The organism is Flagellimonas pelagia, assembly GCF_003584135.1.
GTDB lineage: Bacteria > Bacteroidota > Bacteroidia > Flavobacteriales > Flavobacteriaceae > Flagellimonas > Flagellimonas pelagia.
This window is the reverse complement of sequence record NZ_QXFI01000015.1, coordinates 1-17,137: the sequence shown is the minus strand read 5'-3', so window position 1 is coordinate 17,137 and position 17,137 is coordinate 1. Positions and strand designations below refer to the sequence as shown.

14 protein-coding genes are annotated in these 17,137 nt (G+C 37.6%); 6 read left to right on the top strand and 8 right to left on the bottom strand.

What is annotated here, in order from left to right; all coding sequences use genetic code 11:
• Nucleotides 1-467 precede the first annotated feature (467 nt).
• Nucleotides 468-866 carry a helix-turn-helix domain-containing protein gene (locus D2V05_RS06085; protein WP_119646726.1) on the bottom strand — a complete coding sequence of 133 codons (399 nt, stop codon included), beginning with the start codon at nt 864-866 and terminating at the stop codon, nt 468-470.
• Between the two features lie 124 nt (nt 867-990).
• Between D2V05_RS06085 and D2V05_RS06080 the strand changes: the two genes are divergently transcribed.
• The 3 genes from D2V05_RS06080 to D2V05_RS06070 are packed head-to-tail and all read left to right on the top strand — an operon-like array spanning nt 991 to nt 2,927.
• On the top strand, nt 991-2,190 hold the full coding sequence (locus D2V05_RS06080; RefSeq protein ID WP_119646724.1) for a HEPN domain-containing protein: 1,200 nt from the start codon (nt 991-993) through the stop codon (nt 2,188-2,190).
• Nucleotides 2,191-2,205: 15 nt separating this feature from the next.
• The gene (locus D2V05_RS06075) at nt 2,206-2,565 is read left to right on the top strand and encodes a hypothetical protein (protein ID WP_119646722.1); all 360 of its coding nucleotides are present in this window, start codon (nt 2,206-2,208) and stop codon (nt 2,563-2,565) included.
• Between the two features lie 38 nt (nt 2,566-2,603).
• The gene (locus tag D2V05_RS06070) at nt 2,604-2,927 is read left to right on the top strand and encodes a hypothetical protein (protein ID WP_235855403.1); all 324 of its coding nucleotides are present in this window, start codon (nt 2,604-2,606) and stop codon (nt 2,925-2,927) included.
• A 316-nt stretch (nt 2,928-3,243) separates the two neighbouring features.
• Here D2V05_RS06070 and D2V05_RS06065 read toward each other — a convergent pair whose 3' ends face one another.
• The 5 genes from D2V05_RS06065 to D2V05_RS06045 form a co-directional block, all read right to left on the bottom strand.
• Complete coding sequence (locus tag D2V05_RS06065) at nt 3,244-4,011, bottom strand: DUF2971 domain-containing protein (protein ID WP_119646721.1); 768 nt, start codon at nt 4,009-4,011, stop codon at nt 3,244-3,246.
• Between the two features lie 76 nt (nt 4,012-4,087).
• Nucleotides 4,088-4,846, bottom strand: coding sequence for a hypothetical protein (locus tag D2V05_RS06060; protein WP_147378237.1), 759 nt, complete (start codon nt 4,844-4,846; stop codon nt 4,088-4,090).
• Nucleotides 4,847-5,142: 296 nt separating this feature from the next.
• On the bottom strand, nt 5,143-6,315 hold the full coding sequence (locus D2V05_RS06055; protein WP_119646717.1) for an RNA-binding domain-containing protein: 1,173 nt from the start codon (nt 6,313-6,315) through the stop codon (nt 5,143-5,145).
• Nucleotides 6,312-8,912: a TrlF family AAA-like ATPase gene (locus tag D2V05_RS06050; protein ID WP_119646715.1), complete on the bottom strand. Its 2,601-nt coding sequence runs from the start codon at nt 8,910-8,912 to the stop codon at nt 6,312-6,314. The genes D2V05_RS06055 and D2V05_RS06050 overlap by 4 nt, the downstream gene beginning before the upstream one ends.
• Nucleotides 8,909-9,118 carry a helix-turn-helix domain-containing protein gene (locus tag D2V05_RS06045; protein ID WP_119646713.1) on the bottom strand — a complete coding sequence of 70 codons (210 nt, stop codon included), beginning with the start codon at nt 9,116-9,118 and terminating at the stop codon, nt 8,909-8,911. The genes D2V05_RS06050 and D2V05_RS06045 overlap by 4 nt, the downstream gene beginning before the upstream one ends.
• 446 nt (nt 9,119-9,564) lie before the next feature.
• Between D2V05_RS06045 and D2V05_RS06040 the strand changes: the two genes are divergently transcribed.
• From D2V05_RS06040 to D2V05_RS06025, 3 genes are all read left to right on the top strand, one after another.
• Nucleotides 9,565-10,482 (top strand): competence protein CoiA, encoded by a 918-nt coding sequence (locus tag D2V05_RS06040; protein WP_119646712.1) that lies wholly within the window; start codon nt 9,565-9,567, stop codon nt 10,480-10,482.
• A gap of 72 nt (nt 10,483-10,554) precedes the next feature.
• Nucleotides 10,555-11,961 carry a DUF2971 domain-containing protein gene (locus tag D2V05_RS06035; RefSeq protein WP_119646710.1) on the top strand — a complete coding sequence of 469 codons (1,407 nt, stop codon included), beginning with the start codon at nt 10,555-10,557 and terminating at the stop codon, nt 11,959-11,961.
• A 1,314-nt stretch (nt 11,962-13,275) separates the two neighbouring features.
• Entirely contained in the window at nt 13,276-14,229 is a 954-nt protein-coding gene (locus tag D2V05_RS06025; RefSeq protein WP_119646706.1) for a DUF4382 domain-containing protein, read from the top strand.
• A 64-nt stretch (nt 14,230-14,293) separates the two neighbouring features.
• Here D2V05_RS06025 and D2V05_RS06020 read toward each other — a convergent pair whose 3' ends face one another.
• On the bottom strand, nt 14,294-14,704 hold the full coding sequence (locus tag D2V05_RS06020; RefSeq protein WP_119646705.1) for a response regulator: 411 nt from the start codon (nt 14,702-14,704) through the stop codon (nt 14,294-14,296).
• A 6-nt stretch (nt 14,705-14,710) separates the two neighbouring features.
• Nucleotides 14,711-16,519 carry a sensor histidine kinase gene (locus tag D2V05_RS06015; RefSeq protein WP_119646703.1) on the bottom strand — a complete coding sequence of 603 codons (1,809 nt, stop codon included), beginning with the start codon at nt 16,517-16,519 and terminating at the stop codon, nt 14,711-14,713.
• Nucleotides 16,520-17,137: the final 618 nt, after the last annotated feature.

Genomic DNA, 17,137 nt, shown 5'->3' with positions numbered 1-17,137 from the left:
CGGATTTACACATTTAGTGGCCATTACAAGTATCCGTGGATTCCAACTTTATTTGGTTTCCTGCTATATTTATTCAGAATTTTAATGGTAAGGGGGAGATGTACAAGATAAATATATTTTCCTACAAATCAATTTTCAGAATACTTTCTATTTTGATCTCATTGCAAAATAAAAGGTGAGATAAAGATTTAAAGGATGAAGTATTTGTGCTCATATATTTTTTCTACTAAAATCTCGAAACAATTTGACCAAAAAATTATTAGTGATAATTATATCTTTCGTGTTAAGAAAAGATAAGTGAGCAGTAAAATCAAGTTATGCTTCTGGGGAAATGAAAGATAGGGTATATTTTACCTTGCTAATAGTATAAGTTAAAGGGTAAGAATTTGGGACGCTTGAAGCAATTCAATACCTTCCGGTAGCTTTTTTGAAAGTTTATTATAAAAAAATCTGATTCTAAGACTGGATTATTTCTTGTCCAATAGTTTTTCCAAGTAAGTTACCTTATCTTTTTCAGCCTGAACTAGACGCTCATAAAGCTCAACTACTTTATCTAAGGGATTGAATGTGCAATTATTTGGATGAAATGTTCCTTGGCTATTGCTAAAACTATTGTCGTAAAAATTGTTGAAGTAATTAATAGCCAACTCTTCAGAAAAGTTCTGTATTGCTTCAGGTGTGACCCCCAAGGCATTGGCGACAGCTTCCAGACGTTCCGTGTCAAGGGTCTCGGACTGTTCGATTTTGGAAACACTTTGTTGGCTGATACCTAACAATTCTGCCAAGGTTTCCTGTTTCATGCCCCGTAGCTCACGGATGCGGCCAATCTTTCTTCCAATGTGGTTGTTTTTTTTTACTGTCTCCATATCCCAAAAATAAACATTCCAGATTTAAATATACGGGTAAATTACCAATGGCTGTGGTTGGTTACAACTTTGGATGGTTGGGTACACAGGAACAATGTCGTTGCTTTAGGTAAAACAATAAATTATGGATCAACGCACATTTAACTTGGAAGGGACGAACAACCCGGACGAAATTAGGGAAATTGTGTCCAGGGTGGTCGAAAAGGTGGATACCAACCATATCTATCTGACCATTGGTGGGGAACTACAACCCTATAAATATTGGTTCACAATCGTGACGGGAGATTATGCCAATAGGTTTCGGGAAGAGAAGGAACAGTTCCTGAAAGTATTTTTCGGTATGTATCCCGATTGTGTTGTGAGTTACTTTACGCCCACCCAGATTGGGGAGCAAGAGTCAGCAGGCACTACCTTTTTTGTCAACAATTGTAATAGGGAAAACATGATATATACCTGTTTTGATGATAGGCGTCTAGCCCCGTTCGACGAAGAAGTTCTACCAAGGGTCCTTAATAGTTCGAAGGCATATTACGAGAAAGAGATTGAAAAGGTGAGGGCATTTAGAAAAGGGGCTATACCGTTCATGGATGAGGGAAACTTTGAGTTAGCGGGCTTTATGCTCCATCAAACCTTGGAAATGGGATATCGGTTGGCCGAGCATTTCTTTTTGGGCCACACCCACAAAGGGCATTCCATAAGGGAGCATCAAAACTTTATTGGTGATTTTAGCAGTGCTTTCGGGGAAATTTTCCCCCAAGACATTGAAGAAGATATCCGGTTACTGAACAAACTAGACAAATCCTATATAAAGAGCAGGTATTCCAAAGACTTTATAATAGAGGAGGAACAGGTCGATTTGATAAAAGGAGCTGTGGATATGTTCATCCTAAAATTAGAGGAATACATCCCTGCTGAATTGGAAAAATGCCAAGGGAGGATTGAAGGACGAAGTCAGTCAACCCTGAAAGAATCCCTGCCATCAAAGAGCGATATCAATCTAAAACAACACTCTTTATTGCAGAGGCTTAGGGAATTGGAATGGAAATATTGTGGAACGTTGGATCCTTCCAAAGAAAGAGAGGAGAACTACAGTCTTAAGTTGATTAACGGCGGATACCAAGAAACCATGTTGTTGATCACCAATCTGATTAAGGTATGCATGATGTCCATTGAATATCCCCATGGTGCCTCAAAATGGTTACAAGAACCTGATATTGTCATAGCTGACACAATGGGTCATATTCTTGACCTCATGCCCTATGATGAAATGGAATTTCTAGATGAGGTGAGGCAATTGCTTTCAGAAACTCCATCCAATGATTAACACCAAAAACTCAGTATGAAATCAAAAAATGAATCTATTAACCTAAACGAAGAAAAACTCATAAAGAAATTAAGATTCCATGGGAACGACCATGACCCGACCCTGGTTCCCCATCCATGGTTCAAGGACAAGTTCCAACCCACGTTCTTTTATCTTGACGGCCACGCCGATTTATTATTGACCGTTCGTGCATTGATATACCTTTCCATGAGGGCAATAAACCCCGAATTGGGTTCGGACGATATAATGGAAAGGAACGAGGAGGAATTCATCCATCAGGCGATGACCATTGCCAACCGTTTGATGCCAGTCGGTGAAGAAGCTTTGATGGATCATTTGAACGAGTTCTATAGGGGAGAAAAGAAACCTAAATAGGAGGACTGAATGCTAAAACAACAAATAATGGGATAGCTATGAAAAAGAGTAAAAAGGAATTGAAGAAACTAATGAAATCCGCAAGATATAAGTTGGAGGTACTGGAGCCTACCAATCTACAAAAAGGTAAGTTCAGACCATCCTTTGTTTTATTGGATGGATACTTGGATCTTTTCGATACTATAGAGGCTTTAATCAATGTATGCATCTTGGCAACCCAAGGGGAGCCATATTCCCCACCGCATGTAAAACAGCCGGGAGAGGATATCCGTAAAACCTTGGAATTGGTCACACAACTTTTGCCTTTTGAAGAAGGGGAGTTCTTGGATGAAGTGAACCAACTATTAAAGAAAGAGGTTTGATTTATAAAGGTTTATGTCCAATTCCATTTCTTCTAAACTTGCACCTTTTAGAAAGGAAAGGTTGATATTGGAATAAATATAAAGTGGAATTTATGACCATCACAAGTCTAGTCCCAGAAGATTTATGTTAAAACGCTTGTTAATATATTTTTTGGGTCAATTTGGCCCAACGAAGGAGTTATAATATTTCCAGCTTTTCAAACCAAGAACATGGAAACTAGAAGGAAAAGGGGGTAACCTCTTTTTTTGTCCGTTGTTTTATATTTTATTTACCAATATCGTAAATAGACGATATGGCAAATGACTAAACTGTATTTCACATTGGAATTAATGAGATTTTGTTGAACTCTTTGGGCTCCATCATTTTGAACAAATGGGTTTCCGGGTAGTTTGCTTTTACAATTTCTTTAACTTTATTGATAAATTCAGGTTGGCATCTGTACCCTAAAATGACCTTTTCCAAAGCTTTTTTATGGAAATAATGCCTGCCCGTAAAAACCTTTACCAAACGGATTTCCCTTTCATAATTCCAGTCTAATGTCTTTTGAAAAAATAGTTTCGTCAAAGTATCCCAATTGGGATGCGGGTTGAAAGTAAATCGATTTGGCTCGGAAACATACTCAATGGGGCGAAGATCACCACCTCGGAACAATCTGATGTCCTTTTCAATATTGAATTGAAGACACAATCCTGAGTGGTTATCTGCGTAATTGGCCCATAAAGGGTAATTGGCCAATTGCATAGAAAAACAGACAATGCCATAATGTAGAATATAAAATTCTAGTTTTTCAACCATGAAATCCCGAAGGGTGACTGGGGAATAATTTTTAAGAAAATCTGTTTTGGTAAACTCGTTTGGAAATGTGCCTGCCATGAAGTTGTAGAACTGCTCCAATTCACAGGTATCCTTTGTTACGCTTACCATTCCAGGATTAGAATCAAAAGGGTCATTGAGTTCATTTCTATTGGCAAAATAGACGTAACCCTCCTCTAGTTCAGATAGGGTCCTTACAGCATTACCCCTGAATCTATATATATAAGGGTGGCCTCCAAAATCTTTTAAAAAATCAATGTTATTTTCCAATGAAAAGGATACTATTTAATCTTTACCGGACATTGACATTTATGTGTGATATTCCACATTCCAGTCGGCATTAATTTCAACCTTGATTTTTCATTTTCACCAATTCTACAGTACCATCATCCTTATTTACAAAAATGAAATCAGCATAGGCTCCGGTTAGACCATATAAATCGCGGTCCCCATAAATTGTGGTTTTATCGGTCACAAATTCAATATCTTCATTGATGGAGAAGGAATATCGTTCGACTGTGGAATTGAACAATGAATTCATATAATTAGGATAGTTCTTGAATTTAACCTCATTATAATCGGTGTCCAATATTCGGACGAATGCTCTTTCTGCATCTTTGAAAATCCTTAATCTATTCTCCAATTCATTCTTGCCGATCTCATTAAAATCAGTTGGATATTGATATTGTTTGATTTCTAATGATTTGATATCAAAGAAAAACAAGACTATCTCATCGGTAATTCGAGAACCAAAGTTTTGAGGAAATTCATTGGACAATATCCTTAATCTTTTATCATGTGGTTTGACAACAAGTCGATTAAAACTATCATTTTTTTCAGAAATACCTATGTAGTGCAATCGATATTTTGTAAACTCCCTATAGTTTTCAAAACCTGAGAAAAAAGGTACTTTACGAGAGAGGTCATAAAGGAATTTTTCGGTGGTAAACCAATCTATTACTTCAGGAACGTCATTGGTATTCCAAATCCTTATAAGTTTATCTCCTAATTCTACGTCTAGGTTTCCAAAGTCAGTTAGCGGAAGATTGTAGTACTTGAACAACCTAGCAAGATCCAAACTCCCAGAAGAATCTCTTTCTCCCATTTTGAAACTGAATTCGATTTTCCCGCTAATCCTAAATTTTAATAGAAATTTCGATTCTGATTCAAAGACAAACTTCGATTCGGCCCTTTGTCCGATAAAATAAATCTTACTTCTTTTAAACCAATCCAACGATTCCAAATCTTCCTTGAGCCATTCAGATTCCTGATTGGAAATTGGGGGGTAAACCAACTCTAGATAATGAATTTGTGATCTCAAATTATTTTAGGCCAAATCGTTATTACTATAAAAAGAACCTTGTATATGGTTCCATTTTTCTTCAGTTTCTTTGAACTATATTATTCTTTTTTTGGTCTTGGTATTTTCACAATAAATTGTTCACCTTCAATGTCATTGATTAATTCAATGTTTGGCTCCTGTTCAAGCGCTCGCATTATACCAGAACCCAGCCCACTGAAAGGAAGTGTATGGGTACTGAATGCCACTAGCTGATTGTTTCGAATGACTGGATTGCCAAATTTGATATCCTCGACAGTTAAACTGTTTGGTAGTTTGCCTGGACTGATGATTTCTATCCTATCATCAAATATCATTAGTCTGATAGGAGAATTTTTGAAATAATCTCTATGGACGAGCGCATTTTGCAATAGTTCCTCAAGAGAAATTTCAGAAACCTCTAGTTTTCCCTGGGCATTGAAACTTTCCCCAGTCTGCAGAGAATCGAGATTGCTCGTCAAAAAACTCATGGCCTTTCCAAATATCTCTGGAATTGTACCTGTCAAATCCCTTGGTTTACTACGGAATTGATTCCCCTCAATATTGTTTCCAAAAAATGAAACGGCTTTTATGGTAAAAGCTGGTTTAACGGATTGAGGGTCTTTCCCAAAAAACAAAAGTCCTGCCAAAGTGAGTTGATCGTTCCTAATTACTCTCTTAGCTTTTAATGCTTGTTCGTAAGTAAGACCTCTTTCTTCAAAGGATTTCCCAAACTCTTTTTTAAAATAATCAGAGAAGGCTTTTTGGTCAATATCCTGGATGCTGGTTCCATGAACTTCCATTTCATCTGCCAACAAGTTTCCACTGCTTTGAAAAAGGCGCATGATTTCAGCGTTGTCAGTTAAAAGTCTTTTGTTTGATCCTTGTTTCACATAAATTTCCCCTTGTGGGGTTTTATATGGTTTATTTATTCCTTCTTTGGTATGAACGATTAAAATGTTCTTCTCTACGCCATTGTCTTCCACTTTGACAACCTCTGTGGCAAGGTAAACCGGTGGTTTGACATTGTCAGCAAATTCAGCTACCTTTCGATCAGCATATTCTACTTGTTCGGAAGTCAAACCAATAACTTCTCCGGTTTTGTCTTTTATTCCAAGTAATATCATTCCACCAAGTGAGTTGGACATGGCAACGATTTCTCTCGACATGCTTTCAGGATGTGGTAAAGTTTCTTTAAATTGAACTTTACTGGTTTCACCTGTACTGATAATATCTAGTAATTCGATTGCGTTCATTTTCTAATTTTATCTATGTTCCAAATACTATAGATGTTCTTTCTTCTATTAAATGCCTCATCACCTCCTTCCATAATGTCTACAATGTAACGCTGAGTTTGATGATTGTCTATTGTACCTGAGTGAGCCATCATTGTTTTCTCGTCATAGCTGCAAGCAATCACTTTCTCACTATCCCCCAAAACTGGTATGTTTGCATTATGGGTTGCAAAGATAAATTGCATATTTCCTTTGATCTTCTTTAATTCCTTTATAACCTCATCATAGATGGTTTGGTTATCCAAATCGTCCTCGGGTTGATCAATGATTAATACATTGTTCTCTCTTTGAGCGAGAAGAAATAAAATTAGGGCAGATGCGCGTTGACCAAGGGAATGTTTATCCAATGATTTATTATTATACTTTATAATTATTTTATTATCCACCTTGTAGGTTAACAGGTCGTCAAGGTATTCGGAAAATCTCCGCTTAAATTCCACTACCTGATTTTCATTTAATATGCTATTCAATTTGGAAGAATCTTTATATATCTCAATGAAATCCTTATAAGTTGACTCAATTTCATGGTAAGCAGATTCTCTAATGCCAGAACCCCTGAACACCTGTTTGAGCCTATCCATGAATTTATCCCTTCTATCTTTGAAAAGCACCTCAATGGTTAACTTGCTGTCGGCATCATTAATCCTATCGACTTCAGCTTTCAAAAGTTTGTATTCTTCCAACCAAAAATTGTTCAAGTCAGACAGACATTTTTGCAGAGACTGTTTTAGCTCAGTTCGTTTTGCTTCTGACTTCTCTATTTCCTTTAGCTTGAGTCGGGCAGTTTCAATCTGCCGATTAAGTTTCAAAAAATTATCTGGATTAATGGTGTCCGTATTGATTTCTCTCTTGATTTTGGCGAACTCTTCCTTAAGTCCTTCTTTTTTACCATGGATTTTCGAGAGGACTACCTTAACTTTCTCTTGGATGGCATTGGATGATTCCAGAACTTTTTTGATTTTATCAAATTCAATTTTTAACTCGATTTTTATCTGATCTATTTCCTCAAACAAATCAGAGTTTAGTTCAGAGCCTGAAATTTCCTGCTGGAAAAAATAATCATGTTCAGAGATTAAACTTTTAAGATCTTGTACATAATTGGCAATACCACTATGGAACTGTGTAATTTTGGAAATATCAGAATCAAAGTGTGTCTGTTGTTTTAACTTTTCTTCTACACCTTTCTCCTTATAAATCTTTAGCTGATGTTTGGAATTCTCTATAAGTGTCTCTGTTTCTTTTTTTAAGGAGTTTAGATTCTGTAACTTTTTTAAATCGGAAATTAAACTTTCGATTTCTCTTTTCTTATTACTGATTCTTGATTGTACAGGTCTTAGCCTGGTTCCAATAAGTCGTTGAATTAGATCCGATTCAAAATCAGCATCCTTGTTGGATAGATCCTTTTGTCCAAAATAAACGGGGTGATCGAAAATGGCATCTATTGAAATATTAGGTTGCAAGATATTATCTTTATAAATATCTTCTTTCTGCCCGTAGATTTTCTCTATCCGATATTCCTCTTGATGCTCATTCACAAGCGTAATTATAGATTTTCCCCCACTTTTCATTACGTGCTCAATGAGTCCGTCTTTGTAGCGCGGGTCAACTGCAATTTCAGATAGAGGAATGCCTAGTGTATATCGTATTATTTCTAGAATAGAAGATTTTCCACTTCCCCGTATTCCAATCAAGGTATTCAGTTCTGGGGAAAAATTGATACTGGTTTCATCTAAAAGCCCTCCTTCGAAAGAAATTGACTTAATGTAAGAGTTCTTGATTTCCGGTTTGTCCTTTGGTGATACACGATAATTTGAATCGGTAAGGGCATACTCAAGTGCCTCAAAATTAAAATCACCAACTTTAATATAGGTCACTCGACCATTACCAATTGCTTCAATTCCTCCGTGGGCATTGTCAGAACCTTCAACACAAGCAACTTTTCTATTGGCAAAATTGCAAAGTTTTTGGTAATTCTCAAGGTTGGCACTTTTTTGGACAGCCAGCACTTTTTCAAATGCTTCTTGTTTGATGAAATCCTCTAAAGTTCTACCTCTTAACTCTTTAAATAGTCCGTTGGTGTCATCTATATGAGCTAAAACAATAAAATAATCCAAGCCAATTTTATTTAAAGCCTCGACAGCTTCTTTTAAATTGAAATTTGAATTTGGGTAATTTGGTTTGTCATAATTGTTTATACCGTAAAAGGCATTATCAATAAACTTGTTTATATGATCGGTCTCTCCTTTGTACCATTCGTCATCAAAAACAATCAAGATGTGTATTCCCTCCTTTAATGAGAACTCAACACCTGGAAATAGCCCTATCCCTTCCTTTTTAGCTCTTTTTCGTAAAGAGACAAATTCACCTTTGTCGAATTTGTTATGATTAGTGATTACACCAATACCTATTTCTTGAGCTCGCAATTGTTCAATATATTGCCGCCCGAAATCATTTTGCTCTCCACTGTACGCAAACTCAGCATCTGCATTTGTGTGTAAATGAAAGTCAGCTTTAAGCCAGCAACTTCCGTTTTTAAATATGTTATATTGTGTGCTCATTTTAGTTTTTTATCATCCTTTGTTGGAACTAATAAGGCTCTTATATCAACGTCTAAAACTTCGGCAATAGTAGTTAGCACTTGAATACTTGGCTGAGCATTATTGTTGCAATAATTTGTTACTATTACGTAGCTTTTACCAATTTTTTCAGCCAACCAGGTTTGTGTTCTTCCTTGCTCTTTTAATACCTCTTTGATTCGATTCATTGTCTATATTATTAGACTCTTTCAAAACACGATATAGGCTTAGCTTAATTATATAATGTTTTGTAGTACTTTACTTTTTTATACAAAAATACAATATAAACCAATTCAAATGGGTCAGGAGTATACTATTGATTATTTAGGAGAAACTGTCATTGTTCAGTTAGAAAAATTCAAGTAAATAACCATAACTATTTCATTTGGCATCAAATACCATTATTTATGCTGTTGGAGGTGGGTCTATCCTAGGCCATTGATCTGAGACACCAAAATAATATGAACCCCACTTTGTGATGGTCAAACGACCTGCCCGCAGTGTGAGCAAGAGCAGCAACTGGAAGTATTATGCTAGAGTCATCAAATGAGCGATTTGTTCGAGAACCGAAAATGGTAAAGCTCGGGTAGGTTTCTTAGATTCATATTTTTAAAGTTAGCTATCTTGGAAACCCATGAGATATGCACTAAATGATAAAAAGGAAAAGATAGAGGTCAGTTTTTCTGGTGAACTTGCAGTATGTGAAATCTGTAAGGCAAATGTCAAAGGCCGAAAAGGTGAACAACGCATCAAACATTGGTATCATTATAAAAACAAAAGAACCGATTGTGATGATTGGCATGAACCCATTTCGGAATGGCATTTGACCTGGCAAAATCTATTTCCTGTGAAGAATAGGGAGGTTACGCTAGTGAAAAATGGGATATCCCATAGAGCTGATATTTTGTTGGACAATGGGCTTGTCATTGAAGTCCAAAATTCACCGTTGAAGCTGATGGAGGTGGAAAAAAGAGAACGGTTCTACGGTAGGAACAATTTGATCTGGATCCTGAACGGAGATACCTTGGCCAAGAATTCCATGCTCAAAAAAGAGCTTTTCACCTATCGGTATATGCTGACGATATCCATCCCTAAATCCTTTGTATATGTCGAGGATTATGATTTTCGGGCCCTAATGGAAGAGGTGTCCAAGAGTAATGAAATCGCCTACCTGAAATCGGAGGAAAATCTGTACGAGCTCATAAATGAAAACACCATGACCTTCAAGTTCCTTGATAATCAGATTGAGAACTTTTATTTGTTCGAGGTCCAATACAGATACTACATAGCCTGTGTATATGAAACAAGGTATGGTCAAACCGGGCTGGAAAAGTTTCGAAACCAGATTGCCATTGAGTATGGTTCCATTCGGGAAACCATTATGGAAATCAAACTGATAAAGAAATATTGGAAGAAGTTTGTCGATACAATGGAATTTCCAGTTTTCATCGATAATTTACAAGGGATGGAGGAAAATGAATTGTACTATTATTCTGAAAATAGAACCATAAGCAAGGAAAAATTCATGGACCATTATTTAAAATACACTTAAATTGAGCCAGGAGATGCTGAACTGACCAGATATGGTGCTCCCCACGATCCTTCAACAAGAACCAACAACTATATGTATCGATTTAGGACAATAGAATGTTTACTGGACAAGTACAATGAACTGGAAAACCAGGAAATATATTTTGCTTCCCCAGAAGAATTGAACGATCCAATGGAAGGTTTGAGGGATGTTTTCTGGAAAGGGGACAGGATTGTTTGGAAAAATTTGATCATTAACTATCTCAAAAGTTTGGAAAGAGTTTTTGTCTTGACCATACTATTGAACGATAGCAAAAGTATCACGGATGATGATCTGGTTGTTTCATCCGGATTATTACGCTACGCCTCCCCGCAAAGGAAATTTTTGGTGAAGGAAATTATCGATCAAACCTTCAAGACCAAATTTATCCGGGAATTGCCGATCAGATTGTCCAAAAGACGAACACCGATTCGACGCTCCGAACTGTTGTCCTACCTGCAGACCATCCATCCCTTTTTCCTAAACAGCATCTCAGAAATCTATTATAAACACAAGTTGACCTACAAATTGCAATACCATCAAGACCTGGGCCAATTTGAAAGTGTCATCGAGAAATCGGGTTTTTTACATGAATTGTTCAATAAGTTGGAAGAAGAAAACAATAAGGGTCAAAGTGATATTTTTTTCAATACCATTGGGCTCTATATCCAATCCAATAAACTACATATCGAGTTCAAACACTGGGAAGGGGAAAGTAAATCAAATGCTTTTTATCTGGTTTCAGAATTTCCAAACAGGTTTGTCACGAAATTGGAGAATGATATTTATCCAGATTGGTATTCTGCCTCTTTCCTTGAAAGCAATGAAAATTCTGCTGTTTGGGGACATTATGGGGATAATCACAAAGGGGTTTGCCTGAAATTCAAACCCATATTGAACGAGGGTAAATTGGCATTGAACTTGAATACGGAATATGGATATGGTTCTGGACCAATCATTGGAATGAGACCCCATACTTTTCGGAAAATAGAGTACCATAACAAGCACGTTGAAATCGATTTCTTCAGGTCTATGGGCAGGTTACCCAAAATTGAACTGGACAAATTATGGTATGAAGATCCCGATGGGAACAAGAGTGTTTGTGCTTCCCATTTTGATTCGCCCGAAAAAGAGGAGGAATGGCAGGAGGAATACTGGAAAAATTTTAATGACAGTCTCAAGATAAAACTTAGGGAATGGTCTTATGAAAATGAATATCGATTGGTGGTCCACGGGGATTTTATTGATTATTCCACTAAGGACAGCAGAAAATTAAGGTACGATTTCAAGGATTTGGAGTCCATTACTTTTGGCATAAAGACACCAAATTCCGCCAAACTCCAAATTATGAAGATTATAGATAAAAAATGTAAAGAAAATAGTAGGAAAGAGTTTGACTTTTACCAAGCATACTACTCAAAGGATAAAGGTCAGATAGAAAGCTTTAAGATGACTTTTTGATGATGATAATGGTATGAGACTCCAACCTATGAGAACTTCCTGTATTGATAGAAGCATTTAGTCGTTGAGCAGGCTCATTGAAAGAATTTCTACTATCCTTTTATACCCAAATTAAGATGAGTCGGATGGTTGGGACCACCAAAAAAGAGAACTTTTGAAACATCCAATATTTGGATGCCATATTATTGGTCATCATGTTCAATGGTACTCAATTTTATTCGGTGAGGGTGGTAGACAATGTCCGGGTTTCCAATCATAGTAATGTTTCGGATAAAGTATCAGTTAATAAAAGTGGGGTATCAAGATTGATAAAAAATGTCTAAATTAGTGGTGTAAGACTCCCATAAGTTTTGCCTCTGGATGTGCCGATTTGAACACGGTTCAGGGTTCGGTTAACTGGTCTTAGTTAACGGTGTAAAATAATGAAAATCAACTATTTATGTTTCAAGGGATGGGCCTGCCACCCCGACTTGAAAATTAAAGAGTTACAATTTTTTTAAGGTGTAACTCTTTTTTATTTGCATACAGACGGATAATTGGGAAAAGTTGTTCCTCAAATCTAAGTATAGTTACTAATCTGCATCGCTTATAAATTTCCCCTAAAGACTTTTTCTGTCATCTAACTTCCAAGATATCCAACCATTCCCTTTTCCCAGTCCTTGGGGTGCGTGGAGGAGGTGATTATAAATATATCCAGTTTGGATTTCGGGTATTGGTGAAGCCGAACCATGTCCAAAAACCTAAATCCGCTCATTTCTGGCATGTTGATATCCAAGTGCAAATATACTCTTGTTCAAAAACTAACAGGTCTACGCCGAGATTGTCTAACGCCCTTGAGGGGTCCGTGTAAGTCTTTGTTTCATTCGAAACCCCAATCTTATTTGGTATGAAGGGATGCATCATTGAAATGACAGTGTCATCATCAATGATTTATGAGCAATCGTATATGGGTATTTTCCATTATGGTTTTTATGGTTTGTCAAACTTTTCCGGAAGGCTCTTTTAAGGGAAGTAATCCGAAATCGATTCTTACAGCTAAATGATCCATAGATATATAACGATTCTATCAGGTAAAGGCAGATTATATAGCTTAGGGATCTGTTTACATAAATTGAAAATGTCCAGAGGACCAATCTAGGACGATATGTTAACCAAGGACAACGGATTTTATAAAAAAAGGAGAGGTGTAATTAACTGATGACCAGCAACTCCCCAAAAAAATACGGATCAAGACATAAAAAAAGAGTAGGGTATTTCTTTCTTCATCTGTTCCATATACAAAGGATTTATTAACCCCGAAAAATTAAAAATCTCATGAAAACCTTTTTGAAAAACACAGGAATTGTCTTTGGAACAGCACTATTGGTATGTTCCTGCAGTGATGACAATGGAAGTGAAAACACAGAAAAGGAATCGTACACAACAACCTTTAAAATGACTGATGCCCCAATCGATAACTCCAATGTGGAGGCCGTTTTTGTAACGGTCGCCGATATTAAGGTGGACGGCACCTCCCTTGAGGGCTTCAATAAGATCACCTTTGATCTCTCGGCCCTGGTCAACGGACAGACCATGACCTTGGGGAATCTACAAATGGATGCTGGTTCATATAGCAATATGGAATTGGTATTGGACTATGACACCGATGTAGATGGTAATGTCCCAGGTTGCTATGTTGAGATGGCCGATGGGCAAAAAGATAAAATCGAGTCAACATCGGAAAACATTAATGTGTCAAACACATTTGAAGTCTTTGCAACCAACACCAATGAAATCATTATCGATTTTGATCTGCGAAAGACCATTAAGGAAGAACAGGGAACTTTGGAATCGGACTTCAATTTTGTGACGTTTTCTGAACTTTCCGCAGGTATAAGGACCGTGAACAGGGAAGCAACGGGAGAGATTTCAGGTACAATCAACGATTCCCAAAATACATCCGATAAGATTGTGGTATATGCTTACAAAAAAGGCACATACAATGCGGAAGTGGAGACCCAGGGGCAGGGTGAAAGCAACATAAGGTTCGCCAATGCCGTTACCAGTGCAGAAGCAAGTGGAATCAATAACTCCTATAGCCTTAACTTTTTGGCCGAGGGAGAGTATGAACTCATCTTTGTGTCCTATGCCCAAGATGGTGACCAGTTTTATTTCAACTCACAATTGGAAGTGGAGTCCGCTACCGGTCTGGACCTCGGAGCTATTAATGTTACATCGGCCTTACAGCTAAGCGCAAATGTCACTGTAACCGGAACTGCTCAGCTATAGGAAATCCCATCGCCATAAAACCAAAAAGCCCCTTCTCGGGGCTTTTTTTAAGTTTTTCTTTAGTTTAACTGCCTATAAGACCCAACTCCTCCAAAACCTCTGTTAATTGGTTTTCATGGATGGGTTTTACCATATAATTACTGACGACTTCATATTCTTTTGCCCTTTCCTGGTCCGTAGGATTTATGGAAGAACTTACGACATATACAACCACTTTTCTCCTGTTGTTGTGCGGGATTTTTACAAAATCATCCAAGAATCCCCAACCATCCTTAATGGGCATATTCAAATCAAGGAAGATGATCGATGGTAATTCCCCACCTTTTTCCATCAGATCCAATAGGGCATCGATGGCTTCCTGTCCATTATGGTAAACCAAAATTTCTTTGGAGAGTTTTACTTTCTTCAATAAAACTTTCATCCCAAATTGGTGAATGGGGTCATCATCGACGATAAAGGCTATATCAAAATTCATTTTATATTATTTTTTTGGTAATGTAACTTTGAAGGTTGTTCCGATCAAGGGTTCGCTCACTACGGAAATTTTTCCGCCCATGGCCTCAATTTGATTTTTGGTGATGAAAAGCCCAATGCCCTTGGCATCTCCGTTGCCATGAAAGGTTTTGTACATGCCAAATAGCTTCGTCCCAAATTTGTCCAAATCGATGCCCAACCCGTTGTCCTCAACTTTTATGACCACGGTATCTTCCTGTTCTTTGGCAGAAATATTTAGTGTTGGGGCGCTCTTTTTTGTATCCTTATATTTTATTGCATTGGTCACCAAATTTAGCATAATGCTTTCCAGATATGCCATAACCCCATTGACATGGAGTTGCTTGGGGATATCGGTTTGGACTTTCACCATGTTTTCTTCGATCAGTGCATGTATATCCAACAATACTTTTTCTACGATATCGTGAAGTTGGACGGACCTCATTTTTTTGCCCGTTTCCAGTTTCACCTGTACTACCTCGTTTAAATGGGAAATGGTCTCGTTCAAGCTTTTGGAGGCCTTTCCCAAGAGTTCCAAGCTATCAGCACGGATTTCATCATCCAAGGATTCGTCCATTAAAAAATTACTTATCATGGTCAAATTTGCTGCATGGGAACGTAGGTTGTGGGACACGATATAGGCGAAATTCATCAAACTGTTGTTTTGATTCGTTGTAAGTTCCAAAAGTCCCTTCAATTTTTTTTCTGCCTTTATTCTGGGTGAAATGTCCACAATTTGCGATATAAAATGCGATATCTCACCAGCAATGTCCCGTGCTGCGGTAACAGTCAGTATCACATGGACCGTTTGTCCATCCTTGTCAAAATATCGTTTTTCAATTTGATAGGTACTTCTTCGGCCTTTTACCAATTCGGTCAAAAGGGCAAGATCAATTTCAAGGTCTTCCGGATGTGTAATATCCTGAAATGTTAGATCCAAAAGCTCGTTCTTTGTGTAGCCGAGGCTCTGGCAAAGGCTTAGGTTGACATCCATGAACCGGCCATCCATTGCGACCAATGCCATTCCAATACAGGAGTTGTCCAAAGTACCCTTAAGTGACTCCTCGCTTTTCAACAATTGCAACTGTGTTTTCTTGCGTTTGTCTATATCTTGAAAAGTGCCGACAATCCGCACACATATACCATTTACCATTTCTGGTTCACCGATGGCCCTGACCCAAAGGTTGTTTCCCTTGGCAGTGACTATTTGTAGTTCTGTATCCCAATTTTTGCCCATTTCAATTCCGTCATTGACCAATTTGGTGATGGTATTACGGCTATGGCCTTCTTTATAAAAGGATATTCCCGTCGTCAGATCGGGAATAAAATCGTCGGGTACCTCATGGATTTCTTTGGTGATCTTTGACCAATAAATGGAGTTTTTTATCAAATCTACCTCCCAGCCACCAATTCTGGCCACTTGTTGGGATTTGGCCAATAGTTCCTCTTCCAACCTTTTATGTGTAACATCCTCCATGATGACCAGTACATTGGTCTTGGTACCGTCTTGTGGTTTAATAGGGCTTACCTTCCAATCATACCATTTGGCATCACCACTTTCAAGGACAGTTCTTTTCGTCCCGGATCTATGCCCCTCTCCCTCCATACATTGTGTAATGTCCAATTTTAATTCATCGGGAACACCTGGCATGACCTCGTAAAAATTTTTTCCGATAATATGTGGGCCTTGACCGAACATTTCAACCCATTTTGACGAATGATCAATAATGTGCGATTCAGAATCAATAACGGCGAATGGGATGGCGGCATGTTGAAGGATTGCAGAATCTACTGTCATGTGGTTACTTTGAAATTTAAAAATACCAAAACAGGATAATTCACACAATAGTATGCGAACCTTACTTTTTTTTTGAACCCTATTCCTTTTGTAGCTAAATGTAAAGGGATTATCGTTTAGGGGAAGCTTCTAATCCAAATGGATGTGACACATTTGGTTTTTCAATGCCCTAGGCGTGTAGGCATGGCTAAATCCCAAGGCATATCATGAAGATTGGCCCGAAAATTGGTTGGGGGGTCTTTTGGAAAAAGGGGAAATGCCGGCCGTAATTATAATTGTGAACCGGCCCATTGTGTGGTAAGCATAATATTCGTAATATTATGTTAACATTCAAAAGGCGTACTTTTTCTGAAAAATCGAATTGTTTATGTGATCCTGGCGACTTGGACATTCGTGAGTGTTTATTATTCCCCCAAAAATTCTTAGTTTAACATGAAATGTCGTACAGGTATATAGTCCAGATATGGGAAATAAGGATACAATATTACTTCATGAATTAAGATCCGATCTGGGGTTTTCCGGCATTTTTGTTGAATCTATCCAAGATGGACTGCTCATTGTGCTACTTCAGCTAAAATGGCACTGAATTCTTATTTTTTCAAGTGATACATTAAAATT